Genomic DNA, 16,918 nt, shown 5'->3' with positions numbered 1-16,918 from the left:
GCGGACACTCCGCCCTCTTTATTGGAAGAGAGATGACCCATTCTTTAGAGACTTTGTATCGCCGCCTGGGCTACCGCTTCAATGACGAAAAGCGGGTTCGCCAGGCGTTGACGCACCGCAGTGCCGGCTCCCAGCACAACGAGCGCCTGGAATACCTGGGCGACTCCATTTTGAGCTTCGTCATTGCCGACGCCCTCTATCACCGGTTCCCGGCGGCCAACGAAGGGGATATGTCGCGGATGCGCGCCACCCTGGTCAAAGGCAAAACCCTGGCCGAGTTCGGCAGCGAGTTCCAGCTGGGCGATTTTCTGCGCCTGGGGCCGGGCGAGCTGAAATCCGGCGGCTTTCGCCGCGAGTCCATCCTGGCCGACGGCGTCGAAGCCCTGATTGGCGCCATTTACCTGGACTCAGACTTACCCACCATTCGTGACCTTATCCTTAGCTGGTACGACAGCCGCCTTGAGGCCATTCAGCCCGGCGTCGCCCAGAAAGACCCCAAAACCCGGCTGCAGGAATACCTGCAGGGCAAGCGCCTGCCTCTGCCACACTATCAGGTGGAGAAAGTGGAAGGGGAAGCCCACCAGCAGACCTTCACCGTGTCCTGCCTGGTGGACGGTATCGACAACCCCTTTATGGGCGTAGGCTCCAGCCGCCGCAAGGCAGAGCAGGCCGCCGCCGAGCAAGCCCTGGAGCAATTAAATGACTGAGCAACGCTGTGGTTTTGTGGCCATTGTCGGCCGCCCCAATGTGGGTAAATCAACCCTTTTGAACCAGCTTTTGGGCCAGAAGGTATCCATCACCTCCAAAAAGGCCCAGACCACCCGCCACCGCATCCTGGGTATCGACACCCAGGATGACCTGCAGGTGATCTACGTTGACACCCCCGGCCTGCATAAGGACGAGAAAAAGGCCATCAACCGCCTGATGAACCGCGCCGCCGCCAGCTCCCTGGGCGACGTGGAAGTGGTGGTGTTCGTGGTGGAAGGCAGCCACTGGGAAGACGACGACCAGATGGTGCTTGAAAAGCTCAAAGCCGAGAAAAAGCCGGTTATTCTGGCGGTTAACAAGGTCGATAACGTCAAGAACAAGAACGACTTGTTCCCGCACCTTAAATGGCTGTCCGAGCAGTTTGATTTTGCCGCCATCGTGCCGATCAGCGCCGAGAAGGGCACCCAGGTAGAAGCCCTGCGGGCCGAGGTGGAAAAGCGCATTCCCGAGTGCGAGCACATCTTCCCCGACGACCACATTACCGACCGTTCCAGCCGCTTTATGGCCGCCGAGATCATCCGTGAAAAACTGATGCGTAACCTCGGCGACGAAGTGCCTTACTCGGTGACGGTTGAGATTGAGCAGTTCAAGGAAGAAGAAGGCCGCTTTCATATCAATGGCCTTATTCTCGTGGAGCGGGAAGGGCAAAAGCGCATGGTGATCGGCGCCAAGGGCGACAAGCTCAAGCGCATCGGCACCGACGCCCGACAAGACATGCAGCGCCTCTTTAACTACCCGGTGCACCTTGAGCTGTGGGTGAAGGTGAAATCTGGCTGGGCCGACGACGAGCGGGCCCTGCGTTCCCTGGGTTACGGGGACGACTAATGGCCCAGGGGGCCTATGTGCTGCACCGCCGTCCGTACCTGGACGACGCCGCCCTTGCTGAGCTCTTGCTTGAAGACGACAGCAGGGTCGGCGCCGTGGTACGGGGCATGGCAGCCAAGAAGAGTCATAAAAGGGCTGCCATGCAGCCCTTTGTGCTGCTCGAGTTGACCCTGGCTGGGCAGGGCGATCTGAAAAACGCCCGCAGCATTGACGTTAAAACCGCCCACCCCCTCACCGGCAATGCCCTGTACGCGGGCTTTTATGTCAACGAACTGCTTATTCGCCTGGTGCCCCGTGGTGTTGAGACCGATGGCCTGTTTCGCCTCTACCAGCAAACCCTGCTGGCGCTGAGTAGCGCAGATGTGGAGCCGGTGCTGCGCCGCTTTGAGCTGAGCCTGTGTCATCGCCTGGGTTATGGTGTTGATTTGTGGCGCGACACCCAGGGCCAGCCCCTCAATCCCCAAGGGCGTTACCAACTGCTGCCCGAAGAGGGCCTGGTGAGCGATGTGAAAGGCCCATACCCTGGCCAGGCGCTGCTGGCCATGGCTCAGGACCTTTGGCAGGATGAGGACACCCGGCGCATCGCCAAACACTTTTGCCGTGCCCTGCTGGCCCCGCATCTGGGGGACAAACCGCTAAAAAGCAGGGAGCTTTTTCGACTCGCAGGAGGAGTCCAATGAGCCCAATCCATCTTGGTGTGAACATCGACCATATCGCCACCGTGCGTAACGCCCGTGGCAGCCAGTACCCGGATCCGGTGGAAGCCGCCTTTGTGGCCGAACGGGCCGGGGCCGACGGCATTACCATCCACCTGCGCGAAGACCGCCGCCACATTAAAGACCGCGACGTGTTTCTCCTCAAAGACACCATCCAGACCCGTATGAACCTGGAGATGGCGGTCACTGACGAGATGCTGGCCATTGCCGAGCAGGTCAAACCCGCTTTTGTGTGCCTGGTGCCGGAAAAGCGCCAAGAGCTCACCACCGAGGGCGGCCTGGATGTCGTCGGCCAGTTCGAGCGGGTTAACGCCGCATGCCAGCGCATGGCAGAGGCGGGCATTTTGGTGTCGCTGTTTATCGACTGCGATCCGCGCCAGATAGAAGCGGCGGCCAAGTGCCGGGCGCCTTTTATTGAAATTCACACCGGCCACTACGCCGAGAGCCAGGGCAGCGAGCAGGCCAAGGAGCTGGAGCGCATCCGCCGCGGCGTAGAGCTGGCCGACAGCCTTGGCATCACCGTTAACGCCGGCCATGGCCTGCATTACCACAACGTGCAGCCCATCGCCGCCATGCCGCAAATCTATGAGCTCAACATTGGCCATGCCATTGTCGCCAGGGCGCTGTTTGACGGCCTGGACAAAGCCGTGCGGGACATGAAAGCGCTGATGGTGGCCGCCAGGTGATCCTCGGCCTGGGTAACGACGTGGTGCAAATTGGCCGCTTCGAGCGCGCCAGTGAGCGCTTTGCCAAACGGCTGCTTACCGCTGCCGAGCAGGCCCAGTTTGAAGCGCGGGGCAAGCCGCTGTCTTTTATAGCCAAGCGCTGGGCCGCCAAGGAAGCGGCGGCCAAGGCCCTTGGCACCGGCATTGCCGCCGGGGTGAGCTTTCAGGATTTTGAAGTCAGTAACGATGCCGCCGGCAAGCCCATCTTGCGCCTAAGCGGCCAGGCCAAAGCCCTGGCCGACGCCATGGGGGTGCGCCATTGCCACCTGGCCTTGTCAGACGAAAAGGCCCTGGCCATGGCCACCGTTATCCTCGAAGGTTGAACCCGGCACTGGCCGGGTTTTTTATTGATTTGCCGGGTATTTTCATCATTTGGTATAAAAAATTTCATATACCAAGTTAATTTACCCTTCCTAATCAAGGGTTAACAAAACAGTCACTGAGCTTTCATAAAGAGTGCTTAGGGTGCTGGGACTTTTTATAAAAGGACCCCCAGCCATGTACCCCAACCCATTGCAACGTTCCGCCTTGTCCCTGGCCGTGTTGGCCGCCCTGACCCTGGTACTGCCCGGCTGTAATGACAGCCATGACGATACCCCCAGCGTTGAGATAACCAAGCCGGCCATCCCCACCGGCCTTGGCAGCGAGCTGAGCGTACCGCTACCGGCGGTGGACTACCCGCTGCCGTCGGCCGAGAACGCCGCCAACAATGCCGACTCGGCGCTGCGTTACAACATCGACCAAAACCCCATCGCCAACCTGCTTAAGGGCATCAACAACATCTGGACCGCCGGTTTTGCTGGCTGGCAGCAAAATGCCAACGGCAATGGCCCTGATAACTTCGACGGCCAGCAGATAGTCAACGCCACGGTGTGGAAGGAAAACATCCAGTACGTGGTCAAGGTCACCGCTAACCGCAGCCAGGACCAATCCGTCGAGGCCTTCCTCGATGATCAGCGCAGCAAGAACTACAGCGTGATTGACGGCTACGGCCCCCTCACCGAAGCCTACGTGGCCGGTGCCGGCGCCTATACCGATATCCATGCCCCGGCGCTGTCTGACGTGCTCAGTAACGCCCATTACAGCGCCGCCAACAACGACGGAATCCAATATGCCGGCAGCAGCGACAGCGAGCTTGGCGCCATCTACCAGCTGGTTTACGACTTCCGCCAAGCCGCGCCAGCTTCTACCAGCGCCTCCAAGTACCTGTTCTCCACCCCGCGCCCCTGGCGCATGGACGATGACGGGCAAGTGGATTACCTGGGCTCGGCCAACTACAGCTGCGTCGATGCCGACAGCAGTGCCGACAACAGCTGGATCTTCGACAGCTACACCAGCAGCGTGAAAGTGGTGCCGGGCCTGGTATGTGCGCGCCGCCACCACGAGAGCAGCATCATCGCCGACGACCAGGAAAATCGCCGCAAAGATGGCGCCTACCCTTCAGGCCATACCAATGCCGGCTACCTGGCGGCCATGGCTTATGCCTATGCCTTGCCGCAGCGCTACGCCGAGATGCTGACCCGTGGCTCGCAGCTGGGTGAAAACCGTATCCTGGCCGGTATGCACTCGCCGGTAGACGTGATTGGCGGCCGTATCCACGCCCTGGCGGTGGCTGCTTACGCCCTTGGCCAAAGCACCATTCAAAACGACGCCCAGGCGGCCTACACCAAGGCCCAGTCTTACTTTGGCGCCATGGCCGATAGCGCCGACATGAGCCTCTATGCCTACGCCCACACCACCGTTGCCAACCCTGGCAGCCTGGTTGATGGCAGCGCCGTTAACACCAGCGTCTTTAACAACAACCGCTACAGCGACCACGCCGCCATGAAGGCGCTGTACCGAGCGCGCCTGACCTACGGCTTTACCCAAACCGGCACCGCTGGCGCCGCTGCGGTCGTGCCCCAGGGCGCCGAGCTGCTGCTGGCGAGCCGCCAGCCCTACCTCAGCGCCGAGCAGCGCCGCGCCGTGCTGGCCACTACCGAAGTTGACTCCGGCTACCCCATCCTCGATGAGTCCAACGGCTGGGGCCGCCTGGATCTTGTGATGGCAAGCGACGGCTACGGCGCTTTTAATGGCGACGTGACTGTGGACATGGACGCAGCGGACGGCGGCTTTAGCAGCCACGACTGGTGGCGCAACGACATTAGCGGCACCGGCCTGCTCACCAAGGAAGGCACCGGTACCCTGACCCTGACTGGCGCCAACAGCTACAGCGGCGGCACCCTGGTCAAGGCAGGTAGCCTGGAAGCCCAGTCTCCCAGCGCCTTTGGCGCCGGCGACCTGTACCTCAGTGCCGGTAATGTGCTGGTTAACGCCACCGGCGCGGTGACGGTAGCCAACTTCACCCAGGACGACGGCACCCTCACCATCGACATGGACGACGACGCCGCCCAGTTGCAAACCACCGGCACCGCTTATATCAGCGGCGGCCAACTGGTGCTTAACTTCAGCAGCCAGCCCGCTGCAGGCACCCAGTTCACCCTCATCAGTGCTGGCAAGCTGGCCGGTGAGTTCGCCAGTGTCAGCGCCGGCGCCGTGAAAGTGGCCCTGAGCTACACCGACACTGCTGTTATCGCCACAGTGCAATAAGCCCTCGGGCCAATAAAAAAGCCGCTCATCGAGCGGCTTTTTTGCGTTTAAGGCTTGGCATTGCTCCAGTCTATCCAGTGGAACTGCCAGGTCAGCAAGATCAGCAGCCCAAAGCCGATGCGGTACCAGGCAAAGACGGTGTAGCTGTGGGAGGCCACGAATTTCAGCAGCGCTTTGACCGCCACCATGGCGAAGATAAAGGAGAACAGCAGGCCCAGGGCAAACACCGGGATATCACTCATCTGGAACAGGTGGCGATACTTGTAGCCCGAGTACACAGCGGCTCCCAGCATGGTGGGAATGGCCAGGAAGAACGAGAACTCGGTAGCGGCGGTACGGGATAGCCCAAACAGCAGGCCGCCGATGATGGTGGAGCCGGAGCGGGAGGTGCCGGGAATAAGCGCCAGGCACTGGGCGCAGCCCACTTTCAGGGCCTGCTGCCAGGTCATGTCGTCAACGCTCTGGGCGGTGATGGTGTGCTGGCGCTTCTCGGCCCACAGCATGATAACGCCGCCAATCACCAGGGCGGTGGCCACGGTAATGGGGTTGAACAGGTACTTGTGAATGTCGTCGGCAAAGGCCAGCCCCAGGATCACCGCCGGGAAAAAGGCCACCAGCAGGTTGGCGGTAAAGCGCTGGGCCGGGGCCCGGTTTGGCAAACCCACCACCACGGTGGCGATGGTTTTACGGTACTCCCACACCACCGCCAGAATGGCCCCCAACTGGATGATGATGTTAAAGGCCATGGCCCGCTCGCCTGTGAAATCAAGCAAGTCGGCAACGATGATCTGATGGCCGGTACTGGAGATGGGCAAAAACTCGGTGATCCCCTCGACCACCCCCAAAATTATCGCCTGAACGGCAACCCACAACTCCATCGGTACTTCCTTCTGTGGTTTGGGCGACTGCCCTTGTTGTCATGGCCAGTGGCTGGCCTGGTTATTGGTCGCGCCCGATAGTAGCAAAGTTCCCTTGCCTCCAAAGCGCCACAGCCGGGCTTTTTCGCCAGCCTGTGAGGCAGGGTTCATTTAGCGGGATATCACCAAGAAGCACCTGAAAATTAAGGTTGTTTTAAGGTTTGTGCGGTGTGGGGGATGGGGCGGCTTTTGTGGCCTTTAGCACCAATGCCTTTCAGCCCTGGAGAACGGCGTGTGACCTTCTAACGCCGGTTCCCGCACCGGCGGGCGTGACTCGGGACAACGGTTTACACGCGTTCCCACACGTACTCACCTGCCTTGCCCTCCGCCTCGGCCGCCTCTCCATTCCTGGCGGCTCAGCACTCCACTTAACTTGCTTCGGTGGAGTAAGCCAGTCTAGGAATTACCTTTGAGGTAGTCAGCTTCGCCTGGTTAACGAATTTTTAAACTTAACCTTCTACTTGGTCAGGCTGCTTTCATTTTTGGTCTCCCTTTTATTTACTGTCTACAATTTGAACTTTGGTGTTGATTATGTGTGAGGTCTCTGATGAATGATTTATCTCAAAGGCGCCGCTCTGGTAACCCCTATGCTTCTCTCGGCGACGAAAGTGAGTTTTATAGATTGGACAGTGCCGATATCAAGGCATTGAGAGGTGGTGACAAAAAATCTCAGTATAGTTTTGAGGAAATAGAAGAGATCACTACTCAGTTACAGCGCCTGCTTTGGAAAAAGAGAGATACTCTTTTCGGAGAAAGAGAGGTTATGCCTATCTTGAATCCAGCTAACGTTTTCAAAAAGTTAGGTTTCCAATTGGAATACGAAACAGGACTTGGCTTACATAATGGAGTCGAGGTTGCCGGTACTATCGATCAAGCTGATTTGATGGTCCGTATATCACGACAATTCCCACTGGCGGTACAAAACTTCACGCTAGGGCATGAGTTAGGGCACGCAGTACTTCATAAAGGAACTGGCTTACACCGGGATCGCCCCTTGGACGGGACCCGCTCATTGGGAAATAGGATGGAAAAAGAAGCCGATAAATTTGCAGCCTGCTTTCTGATGCCCGCCAAACAAGTTCGCAAAGTCTTTACTGAAACCTTCTCGTGTGAGCAGTTTTCTCTAAACCCAGGCAACATCTACGCATTAGATCCGTCGGATAGGTTAGGGCTTAGAGATAAAACGGTATCGACCAGTAAATTATCGTTAGTTCTGGCGAGTAGTAACTTCTTTAACACAGCGCCTATTATGTCTTTGGCTAGCCGATTCGGTGTTTCAGATGGGGCCATGGCTATCCGCTTAGATGAGTTAAACCTAGTTGCCGTATAGACTAGGTAAATGATTGACTCTCGCAGGAAAGCCGAGCTTATGCCCGGCCTTCCTGCCTAACCCATGTTATTTTTTATTTTAATATTGCTTTTCAAACTTTTGATTTTAAATGCTTTTTATCGTGGTTCTGATTGGCTTTACTTTCGACTTTTTTGGAGCTTTTGACAAAGCGACTAAATATGTATTTATGGCAGTAATTATAACTTCAGAGCTTCAGCCCATCACTCTACCAGCCCTTGCCGCCCCACTTCTTCATTGAGCTTATCCATCTCATCTATCAGCTCGAACACTTCCGGCTCGACTTCAGTGGTGGTGGCGCCTTTTTTCAGCTGGGTTTCGATTTCGTGGGCGAGGTTTTTCAGGCGCGGGGTGCCGGTGTAGGCGAGGGCGCCGTTGAATTTGTGCACCACTTGGTAGAGGGCTTCGCTGTCGTTGCCGCCAAGGGCGTGTTCTAAGTCCTGGCGGGTTTGGGGCAGGGAGTCGATGAGCATTTTCATCATGTCTTTGGCCAGGGCTTCGCGGCCGCCGGCCTGGCTCAGGGCCAGCTCCCAGTCCAGTACGATGTTCTTTCTCAGCCAGCGCAGCAGGCAGGCGTGCAGGGTGCGCTCGTCTATGGGTTTGGTGAGGTAGTCGTCCATGCCCTGGCCCAGCAGTTTCTCCCGCTCGCCGGCCATGGCGTGGGCGGTGACGGCGATCACCGGCGGGCATTTGTCGCCCAGTTTTTCGCGGATGCGGGTCATGGCGGTAACGCCGTCCATGTTGGGCATCTGAATGTCCATAAAGATGGCGTCAAAGGGCCATTTCTCCACCGCTTCAAGGGCTGCCATGCCGCTGGTGGCGGTGTGAACGTCGCAGGGGGTGTCTTCCAGCAGTGCCGCCATCAATTTCAGGTTGGGGGCGTTGTCGTCCACCACCAGGATGCGCCCTGGGGGCAGGGGAGCCAGAGCGCTGGGGGCGCTGAGGGCCGGTTGCTGTTTGACGCTGGCCTGCTCGCCCACCAGAGCGCGGTACAGCCTTGGGGCGGTCAGCGGTTTAACCAGGCATTGGTCGAGCCCCAGTTGCATCAGCTGCTCGCGCACCCGTGGGTCGGCGTGGTTGGACAGGCCAATCAGCTTGGCGCCGGCGGGTTTGTCCATGGTGCGCAGCAGATCGGCCAGGTTGACTTGCTCGAGGCGGTCTATCAGCACGAAATCGGCTTCGGGCATCAGGGTTGGGTCGTCGGTGTTTTTCAGCACGAAGGGCCAGCTTTGGTTTAGCAGGCTCAGCATCTGGCGGGTACGGCGGCTGCCGCCCACCAGCACCAGGGTTTTGTCTTTGAGCGGCTTCATGGGCAGCGGATCGTGGAACACCATGTTGGCGCGCTTGACCGGTAGCGAGAACCAGAAGGTGGAGCCGTGGCCAAGCTGGCTTTCCAGGCCCATCTGGCCGTTCATCTGCGCCACCAGGGTTTTGGAGATCACCAGGCCTAGGCCGGTACCGCCAAAGCGGCGGGTAATGGAGGCGTCGGCCTGGGCAAAGGCGTTAAAGAGGTGCTGCTGTTTGGCGTCGATGCCGACCCCGGTGTCGGTCACCGTGACCTTGAGTTCGCACTCTTCGCTGTCGTCGGTGCAGCTGTGGCTGATGGTGACATCAATACCGCCCTGGGCGGTGAATTTCACGGCGTTGCCCATCAGGTTGGTCAGCACCTGCTTGAGGCGAAGGGCATCCCCCACCAGGGCGTCGGGGGTGTCGGTGGGCAGGTGCAGGCACAGCTCCAGGCCCTTCTCGCGGGCGTTGGCGCCCATCATGTCTACCACCTCGAACAGGGCGTCGTGGAAGGAGTAGGGGGTGTGGTCCAGTTGCAGCTTGCCGGCCTCGAGCTTGGAGAAGTCCAGCACGTCGTTGATGATGGCCAGCAGATGCTGGGCCGACCGCTCGATGGTTTGCAGGTAGTCGGTCTGGCTGGGGGTAAGCTGGGTTTTCATCAACTGGCGGGCAAAGCCCAGCACGCCGTTGAGTGGGGTGCGCAGCTCGTGGCTCATGTTGGCCAGGAACTCGGATTTCACCTGGCTGGCTTCCTGGGCGCGTTTGCGGGCTTTATCCAGTTCGATGTTCTGAATTTCCACCTGCTCCAAGGTCATGCGCAGGTCGTAGGTGGCCTGGTCGATGTTGTGCTGCATGTCGGCATGGTATTCGTCCAGGGATTTAGCCATGGCGTTGATACCGTTTTTGAGGGTATCGAGCTCGCCAATCAGCACCCCTTGCACCCGGGTGTCGAGCTTGCCTTCACGGATGCGATCCACCGCGCTTACCATGTTGGAGATGGGGTCGGTCACGTGTTTTAACAGGCGCCAGGTAAAGAGCAGGTGCACCATGATGCCGATAAAGACGATCAGCAAGGTGCGGAACAGGGCGTCGTATTGCTCGAGCTTGGTGGCGTCCTGGTTCAGCTGGATGGTGACGTAACCGAGGATCGGGTGGGCCGGGTCAATCTTGTCGCGGTAGCTGGCGTAAAAGCTGGTGTCGGCAACAATGGGGGCCCGCAGCATCAGCCGCCCTTCTACATAGGCAAAGGTGGGTTCCTGGGGAATGGGCTGGCCGGGGGGCAACTTCATCAGCGGGAAATCGCGGTGAAAGGTCGACGACACCATGGGGGTTCCGGTCTTGTCGTAGATGGCGATGTTTTTGATGAATTCGGTGTTGCGCCTGTGCATGGCGCTGACCAGCCGCTTGAGCTGCTCGCGGTCTTCCAGTACCAGGCCGGCCTCGGCAGAAATGGTCAGGGAGTTGGCAACCGACATGCCTTTATCTTTGAGGTGTTCAAGTACCTCTTGATAACGTTGCAGGGTAAAATACCCGCCCAACAGGGTGCCGATCAGCAGTGTTGGGGCAAGGGTCAGTATTAACACCCAGGCGCGTAGGCCGAATCTGGTCATGCCGGTGACAAGCGTCCTTTACAAAAGATGAGCATCCATTCTCGCCGCTATAATGGCACAGCCTTTTGCCAATCCCCAAGGGTTACAATGGTACAGATTTATCGCACAAAGCAACGTCAACAACAGTCTGTTGTTCAAGAAGTTACCATCACCAGCCTGGATTTGCATGGCCAGGGGGTGGGGCGCAGCAACGGCCTGGTCTGCTTTGTGCCTGGCGCCCTACCCGGGGAGCGGGTAACAGCGAGGCTGACAGCCAAGGGTAAGGTAGCCAGTGGCCGCCTGCAAGGGCGTGTTGAGACCAGCAGTGAGCGTATTGCGCCGCGCTGTGATTACGTGGGCCGCTGCGGCGGTTGCCAGTTGCAGCACCTGGCGGCGCCGCGCCAGCTCCACTACAAGGAAGCGGCTTTAAAAGACGAGCTGCGCCGCGCCGGCATCGAGGTTGGCGCCTGGCAGCCGCCCCTGACCGGCCCGGCCTTTGGCTACCGGCGCACCATGCGCTTGGCTATCCACCAGGGCCAGCTTGGCCTTCGCGCCGTGGGCTCGCAAAACATCATTCCGATTAGCCATTGCGAGGTGGCCGACCCAGCCCTGGCCCGCCTGCTGCCGTCCTTGCAAGAATTGCTGGCCACCTTAAAGGGCCACAAGCTGCTCGGGCACGTGGAGCTTTTACACCTGCCGCCCCATACCGCCGCCCTTTGGCGCCTGACCGGCAAACTGCCCAAGGGCGACCTGGAAAAGCTGATTGCCTGGGCACAAAGCCAAGACGTGGTCCTTTACACCCAGCAAGAGGCGATCGCCCAGCATTGGCCAGAGGCCCCCGTTAGCCTTGGCTATCCATTGGATGGCCTTGCCCTTGGCGTGGGCCCGGCAGATTTTATCCAGGTGAACAGCGCCATCAATACCGCCATGGTGGCTCAGGCCATGGCCTGGCTTGCCCCCACCAAAACCGAGCGGGTGCTGGACGCCTACAGCGGCTTGGGTAACTTCAGCCTGCCCCTTTGCAAAAGGGCTAAAGCGGTGGTGGCGGTAGAAGGGGTAGCGGCCATGACCGCCCGCAACCAGGCCAATGCCGAGGCCAATGGCCTTGATAACCTCGATTCCCAAACCCTCAACCTTGACGACCCGGCCGCCGTGCAGGCGCTTTTGGCCAGCGGTTTTGACGCCGCGCTGCTAGACCCGGCCCGCCCCGGCGCCCAGGTGCTTTGCCAGGCGTTGGCAGCGGGCTCTGGCCCCAGCCGGGTGCTCTATGTATCCTGTAACCCTTCCACATGGAAACGGGACGCCGCCTTGCTTATCGAAGGGGGCTACCGGCTTGTGCAATTGGGGCTGATGGACATGTTCAGTCAGACCGCCCATGTGGAGTTGATGGCACTTTTTATCCGGGAGGGGTGATGGTATCCATCCGTGGTACACACCAGGGGCAAGGGGCGCTGGACACCCAGACGTGGCTGTCGGCGCTGAACGTCAAAGAACAGGACATGGCGCGGCTGCGGCTCGCCTGTGAGGCGCTGGCCGACGACCGCCAGCGCGCCGCCGCCCAGGAAATGGTGGAGATCCTCTCCGATCTCGCCATGGACGGTGACACCCTGCTGGCCGCTCTGTTGCTGCAACCCTACCGGGCCAAGACCCTCAACCACGACCAGGTGGTAGACACCTACGGCACCGGCCTTGCCAGCTTGCTGGACTCGGTGCTGGACATGGACGCCATCCGCACCCTGCACCAGGGCGCGGCCTCGTCCAACCAGGTGGATAAAGTGCGGCGCATGGTGCTGTCCATGGTCAACGACGTGCGGGCGGTGGTCATTAAACTGGCCGAGTCCATCGTTGAGCTGCGCGCCGTCAAAGACGCCGACGAAGAAACCCGGGTGCTGGTGGCCAAGGCCGCCGCCAACCTCTACGGCCCCCTGGCCAACCGCCTGGGGATAGGCCAGCTCAAGTGGGAGCTGGAGGATTTGTCCTTTCGCTACCTGCACCCCGATACCTACAAGCGCATCGCCAAACTGTTGGACGAGCGCCGTATCGACCGCGAAGACTACATCCGCGATTTTGTGGCCAACCTCACCGGCGCGCTTAAAGAAGAGGGCATCAACGGCGAGGTTTACGGTCGGCCCAAACACATTTATTCCATCTGGAAGAAGATGAGCCGCAAGCATCTCGCCTTTGACGAGCTGTTTGACGTGCGGGCGGTGCGGGTGATCGTGCCGCGCCTGCAAGACTGCTACGCCGCCCTCGGCGTGGTGCACACCCAGTATCACCATATTCCCAAAGAGTTTGACGACTACGTCGCCAACCCCAAGCCCAACGGCTATCGCTCCATCCACACCGTGGTAGTGGGCCCGGTTGGCAAGACGGTGGAAATCCAAATTCGCACTCAGGCCATGCACGACGAGGCCGAACTGGGGGTGGCAGCGCACTGGGCCTATAAAGAAGGCGGCGCCGGCGGCAAAGATGCCGGCCTTGAAAGCAAGGTGGCCTGGCTTCGCAAAATCCTGCAATGGCAGGAAGAAATGGCCGACGCCGGGGATCTGGTCGAAGATCTCAAGCATCAGGTGGTGGAAGACCGGGTCTACGTGTTCACCCCCAAAGGGGACGTGGTGGACCTGCCCGCCGGTGCCACGCCGCTGGATTTTGCCTACAACATCCACTCCATGGTGGGCCACCGCTGCATCGGCGCCAAAATTTCCGGGCGCATCGTGCCCTTTACCTATCAGCTGCAAACCGGCGATCAGGTAGAAATTCTCACCGGCAAAGAGCCTAACCCCAGCCGCGACTGGCTAAACCCGCACCTGGGTTACGTGCGCTCCAGCCGGGCCCGGGCCAAGGTGCAGCACTGGTTCAAGCAGCTTGACCGCGACAAAAACCTGGCCGCTGGCCGCGAGGTGTTGGAGCGGGAGCTGGCGCGGCTTGATTTGGACATGAGCCATGCCCAGGTGGCGGTTGAGAAGTTCAACATGCTCAACCTCGACGACCTCTTGGTGGCCATCGGCGGCGGCGACATCAAGCTCAATCCGGTGGTTAACTTCCTCAACAGCCACTACTTCAAGCGGGAAGTCACCGACGACGAAGCGGTTGCCGAGATAATCAACCAAAAGTCCTCTGGTAACCGCAAAGCCGGCAAGAGCCCCTTTGTGGTGCAGGGGGTGGGCAACCTTTTGACCAACATCGCCGGTTGCTGCCAGCCGGTGCCGGGAGACGACATCGTCGGCTTTATCACCCAGGGCCGCGGCATTTCGGTGCACCGCACCGATTGCGACGAGCTGCTCAAGCTGGCCCGCAAGCACGGCGAGCGGGTGGTGGAAGTAGACTGGGGCGACACCCCGGGCCAGAGCTTTGGCGCCACCCTGCGCATCCAGGCGGCGGACCGCAACGGCCTGCTGCGCGACATTACCGTGATCCTCGCCAACGAGAAGGTCAACGTGGAGGCCATGCGCAGCCACACCGATTACAACAACAACGTTGCCACCATCGAGGTGCAGGTAAGCCTGCAAAAGCTCGACATCCTCGGCAAGGTGCTGGCCCGTATCAGCCAGATACCCGACGTTTTTGAAGCCAAGCGTATTACCCAGAAATGACCCAGCTAGAACGCCTGCTCGACATCATGCGCCGCCTTCGGGACCCCGACGGCGGTTGCCCCTGGGACCAGGCCCAGGACTTTGCCTCCATCGTGCCCCACACCCTCGAAGAAGCCTACGAAGTGGCCGATGCCATCAATGGTGGCGACCGGGGCCAAATACGGGACGAGCTGGGAGATTTATTGTTCCAGGTGGTGTTTTACGCCCAGCTTGGCAAGGAAGAAGGCGCCTTTGATTTTGACGCGGTGGCCAAAGCCATCAGCGACAAACTGGTGCGCCGCCACCCCCATGTGTTTGGCGAGCAGGATGTGGCAGACAGTGAGCAGCTCAAGGCCAACTGGGAGGCCATCAAGGCCGAAGAGCGGGCTGGCAAGGGGCAGGGCGATTCGGTGCTCAACGATGTGCCCAAGGCGCTACCGGCACTTAGCCGCGCCGTCAAACTGCAAAAGCGGGCGGCCCGGGTTGGGTTCGACTGGGACGACCTCACCCCGGTGTTTGACAAAATCCATGAAGAGATAGATGAAGTGCGAGTGGAGGTGGCCAAAGGCGACATCGACCGCATGGAAGATGAGCTGGGCGACCTGCTGTTTGCCGTCACCAACCTCGCTCGCCACCTCAAACTGGACCCGGAAGCGGCGCTGCGCCGCGCCAACGGCAAGTTCGAGCGGCGCTTTCGGGCCATAGAGCAGCGGGTAGCTGCAGCCGGTGAAACCATGGGCGAGCAGGGCCTTGAGCGCCTTGAGGCGCACTGGCAGGCGGTAAAGGCCGACGAACCGCCACTGGCCTGACCGCCGAGAAAAAGGGCGCTTTGATGTGCGCTTCGCATTGTGAGAAAGCGCCTTTTTCCTCTATAATGTCATCCCGTCCCAAGATCCCCACTTCTTAACGCGCTCAGGTTTTACATGACGACAAATTACATCTTTGTGACGGGTGGAGTTGTATCCTCCCTTGGTAAGGGTATTGCAGCCGCCTCTCTGGCCGCTATCCTCGAAGCCCGTGGTCTGAAAGTGACCATGATGAAGCTCGACCCTTACATCAACGTTGACCCAGGCACCATGAGCCCCTACCAGCACGGGGAAGTCTTCGTGACCGAAGACGGCGCCGAGACCGACCTGGACCTGGGCCACTACGAGCGTTTCATCCGCACCAAGATGACCCGCCGCAACAACTTCACCACCGGCCGTATCTACGCCGATGTGCTGCGCAAGGAGCGCCGTGGCGACTACCTGGGTGCCACCATCCAGGTGATCCCCCATATCACCAACGAAATCAAAGAGCGCGTTATTGCCGGTGCCGAAGGCCATGACGTCGCCATCGTTGAGATTGGCGGTACCGTGGGGGATATCGAGTCTCAGCCTTTCCTCGAAGCCATCCGCCAGATGGGCACCGAAGTGGGCCGCGACCGCGCCATGTTCATGCACCTGACCCTGGTGCCTTACCTGGGCGCCTCTGGCGAGGTAAAAACCAAGCCGACCCAGCACTCGGTCAAAGAGCTGCGCTCTATCGGTATCCAGCCCGATATCCTGGTGTGCCGTACCGACCGCGCTTCTCTGCCGGCCTCCGAGCGCTCCAAGATCGCCCTTTTCACCAACGTCGAAGAAAAGGCCGTTATCAGCCTCAAAGACGTGGACTCCATCTACAAAATCCCGGCGCTGCTCAAATCCCAGGGCCTGGATGAGCTGGTCTGCAAGCGTTTCCATCTTGATGCCCCCGAAGCCGATCTGGCCGAGTGGGAACAGGTGGTTTACCAGGAAGCCAACCCCCAGGGCGAAATCACTATCGCCATGGTCGGTAAATACGTTGAGCTGCCCGACGCCTACAAATCTGTTAACGAAGCCCTCAAGCACGCTGGCCTGAAAAACCGCGTGTCGGTGCACATCAAGTACATCGACTCCCAGGACATCGAGACCAAAGGCATGAGCCTGTTGGAAAACGTAGACGGCATTTTGGTGCCCGGCGGCTTTGGCGAGCGTGGCGTGGAAGGCAAGATTTTGGCCGCCCAGTATGCCCGTGAGCAAAAGGTGCCTTACCTGGGTATCTGCCTGGGGATGCAAGTGGCGCTTATCGAGTTTGCCCGTAACGTGGCTGGCATCGAAGGCGCTCACTCCACCGAGTTCAAAAAAGACACCCCGGCACCGGTGGTGGGCCTTATTACCGAGTGGCTGGACGAAGACGGCGCCGTGGAAACCCGCAGCGAAGCCTCCGACCTTGGCGGCACCATGCGCCTTGGCAGCCAGCTGTGCCACCTGCTGCCCAGCACCAAGGCCCATGACCTGTACGGCTCTGACACCATTTTCGAACGTCACCGCCACCGCTACGAGGTGAACAACAAGTTCCGCCCCGAGCTGGAGAAAGCGGGCATGGCCTTTACCGGCCTGTCAGCCGACAAGAAACTGGTTGAAATCATTGAGATCCCCTCACATCCTTGGTTCGTGGCCGGTCAGTTCCACCCCGAATTCACCTCAACGCCACGGGACGGACACCCGCTCTTTGGCGGCTTTGTGAAGGCGGCCTGGGAAGGCCATAAGCAAAAAGCCTGATTTCAATGGGCCGTGCCGATG

At 59.6% G+C, this 16,918-nt stretch carries 13 protein-coding genes; 11 read left to right on the top strand and 2 right to left on the bottom strand.

All coding sequences use genetic code 11. From position 1 onward, the window contains the following. Nucleotides 1-32 precede the first annotated feature (32 nt). The 6 genes from rnc to AC22G1_RS15135 all read left to right on the top strand — a co-directional run bounded on the left by rnc (nt 33) and on the right by AC22G1_RS15135 (nt 5,623). Complete coding sequence (rnc, locus tag AC22G1_RS15160; RefSeq protein WP_487314107.1) at nt 33-707, top strand: ribonuclease III; 675 nt, start codon at nt 33-35, stop codon at nt 705-707. After that, nucleotides 700-1,593, top strand: a complete 894-nt coding sequence (era, locus tag AC22G1_RS15155; RefSeq protein ID WP_050660683.1) for a GTPase Era — start codon at nt 700-702, stop codon at nt 1,591-1,593. The genes rnc and era overlap by 8 nt, the downstream gene beginning before the upstream one ends. Further along, a complete protein-coding gene (recO, locus tag AC22G1_RS15150; protein WP_050660682.1) occupies nt 1,593-2,273 on the top strand; it encodes a DNA repair protein RecO in 681 nt (226 codons plus the stop codon). The genes era and recO overlap by 1 nt, the downstream gene beginning before the upstream one ends. Then, nucleotides 2,270-2,995 carry a pyridoxine 5'-phosphate synthase gene (pdxJ, locus tag AC22G1_RS15145; protein WP_487314106.1) on the top strand — a complete coding sequence of 242 codons (726 nt, stop codon included), beginning with the start codon at nt 2,270-2,272 and terminating at the stop codon, nt 2,993-2,995. The genes recO and pdxJ overlap by 4 nt, the downstream gene beginning before the upstream one ends. Next, on the top strand, nt 2,992-3,357 hold the full coding sequence (acpS, locus tag AC22G1_RS15140) for a holo-ACP synthase (RefSeq protein WP_123420246.1): 366 nt from the start codon (nt 2,992-2,994) through the stop codon (nt 3,355-3,357). Before pdxJ ends, acpS begins: the two co-directional genes overlap by 4 nt. Nucleotides 3,358-3,532: 175 nt before the next feature. Then, nucleotides 3,533-5,623: a phosphatase PAP2 family protein gene (locus AC22G1_RS15135; protein ID WP_487314105.1), complete on the top strand. Its 2,091-nt coding sequence runs from the start codon at nt 3,533-3,535 to the stop codon at nt 5,621-5,623. Nucleotides 5,624-5,670: 47 nt separating this feature from the next. Here the strand turns inward: AC22G1_RS15135 and AC22G1_RS15130 are convergent, their stop codons facing one another. After that, nucleotides 5,671-6,501 carry an undecaprenyl-diphosphate phosphatase gene (locus AC22G1_RS15130; RefSeq protein ID WP_487314104.1) on the bottom strand — a complete coding sequence of 277 codons (831 nt, stop codon included), beginning with the start codon at nt 6,499-6,501 and terminating at the stop codon, nt 5,671-5,673. A gap of 586 nt (nt 6,502-7,087) precedes the next feature. Between AC22G1_RS15130 and AC22G1_RS15125 the strand changes: the two genes are divergently transcribed. Further along, nucleotides 7,088-7,870, top strand: a complete 783-nt coding sequence (locus AC22G1_RS15125) for an ImmA/IrrE family metallo-endopeptidase (RefSeq protein ID WP_487314103.1) — start codon at nt 7,088-7,090, stop codon at nt 7,868-7,870. A gap of 221 nt (nt 7,871-8,091) precedes the next feature. On the opposite strand, the gene barA is transcribed toward AC22G1_RS15125, so the two are convergent. After that, the gene (barA, locus tag AC22G1_RS15120) at nt 8,092-10,785 is read right to left on the bottom strand and encodes a two-component sensor histidine kinase BarA (protein WP_487314102.1); all 2,694 of its coding nucleotides are present in this window, start codon (nt 10,783-10,785) and stop codon (nt 8,092-8,094) included. An 87-nt stretch (nt 10,786-10,872) separates the two neighbouring features. Here barA and rlmD point away from each other — a divergent pair, with 87 nt between their 5' ends. The 4 genes from rlmD to pyrG all read left to right on the top strand — a co-directional run bounded on the left by rlmD (nt 10,873) and on the right by pyrG (nt 16,897). Beyond that, nucleotides 10,873-12,177 carry a 23S rRNA (uracil(1939)-C(5))-methyltransferase RlmD gene (gene rlmD / locus AC22G1_RS15115; RefSeq protein WP_487314101.1) on the top strand — a complete coding sequence of 435 codons (1,305 nt, stop codon included), beginning with the start codon at nt 10,873-10,875 and terminating at the stop codon, nt 12,175-12,177. After that, nucleotides 12,177-14,357, top strand: a complete 2,181-nt coding sequence (relA, locus tag AC22G1_RS15110) for a GTP diphosphokinase (protein WP_487314100.1) — start codon at nt 12,177-12,179, stop codon at nt 14,355-14,357. The genes rlmD and relA overlap by 1 nt, the downstream gene beginning before the upstream one ends. Beyond that, nucleotides 14,354-15,145 (top strand): nucleoside triphosphate pyrophosphohydrolase, encoded by a 792-nt coding sequence (mazG, locus tag AC22G1_RS15105; protein WP_487314099.1) that lies wholly within the window; start codon nt 14,354-14,356, stop codon nt 15,143-15,145. The genes relA and mazG overlap by 4 nt, the downstream gene beginning before the upstream one ends. Nucleotides 15,146-15,259: 114 nt before the next feature. Beyond that, nucleotides 15,260-16,897, top strand: a complete 1,638-nt coding sequence (gene pyrG / locus AC22G1_RS15100; RefSeq protein ID WP_487314098.1) for a CTP synthase — start codon at nt 15,260-15,262, stop codon at nt 16,895-16,897. Nucleotides 16,898-16,918 lie beyond the last annotated feature (21 nt).

This window comes from Gallaecimonas zhanjiangensis, assembly GCF_057624825.1.
Note: the sequence above shows the minus strand (reverse complement) of the source record. Positions and strands in the feature narration are given on the sequence as shown.

Excerpts from the sequence above, each read along its gene's own strand:
- rnc (WP_487314107.1), top strand. The coding sequence starts at position 33 with ATGACCCATTCTTTAGAGACTTTGTATCGCCGCCTGGGCTACCGCTTC.
- barA (WP_487314102.1), bottom strand. The coding sequence starts at position 10,785 with ATGACCAGATTCGGCCTACGCGCCTGGGTGTTAATACTGACCCTTGCC.
- rlmD (WP_487314101.1), top strand. The coding sequence starts at position 10,873 with ATGGTACAGATTTATCGCACAAAGCAACGTCAACAACAGTCTGTTGTT.
- AC22G1_RS15125 (WP_487314103.1), top strand. The coding sequence starts at position 7,088 with ATGAATGATTTATCTCAAAGGCGCCGCTCTGGTAACCCCTATGCTTCT.
- pdxJ (WP_487314106.1), top strand. The coding sequence starts at position 2,270 with ATGAGCCCAATCCATCTTGGTGTGAACATCGACCATATCGCCACCGTG.
- AC22G1_RS15135 (WP_487314105.1), top strand. The coding sequence starts at position 3,533 with ATGTACCCCAACCCATTGCAACGTTCCGCCTTGTCCCTGGCCGTGTTG.
- era (WP_050660683.1), top strand. The coding sequence starts at position 700 with ATGACTGAGCAACGCTGTGGTTTTGTGGCCATTGTCGGCCGCCCCAAT.
- mazG (WP_487314099.1), top strand. The coding sequence starts at position 14,354 with ATGACCCAGCTAGAACGCCTGCTCGACATCATGCGCCGCCTTCGGGAC.
- relA (WP_487314100.1), top strand. The coding sequence starts at position 12,177 with ATGGTATCCATCCGTGGTACACACCAGGGGCAAGGGGCGCTGGACACC.
- pyrG (WP_487314098.1), top strand. The coding sequence starts at position 15,260 with ATGACGACAAATTACATCTTTGTGACGGGTGGAGTTGTATCCTCCCTT.
- AC22G1_RS15130 (WP_487314104.1), bottom strand. The coding sequence starts at position 6,501 with ATGGAGTTGTGGGTTGCCGTTCAGGCGATAATTTTGGGGGTGGTCGAG.
- recO (WP_050660682.1), top strand. The coding sequence starts at position 1,593 with ATGGCCCAGGGGGCCTATGTGCTGCACCGCCGTCCGTACCTGGACGAC.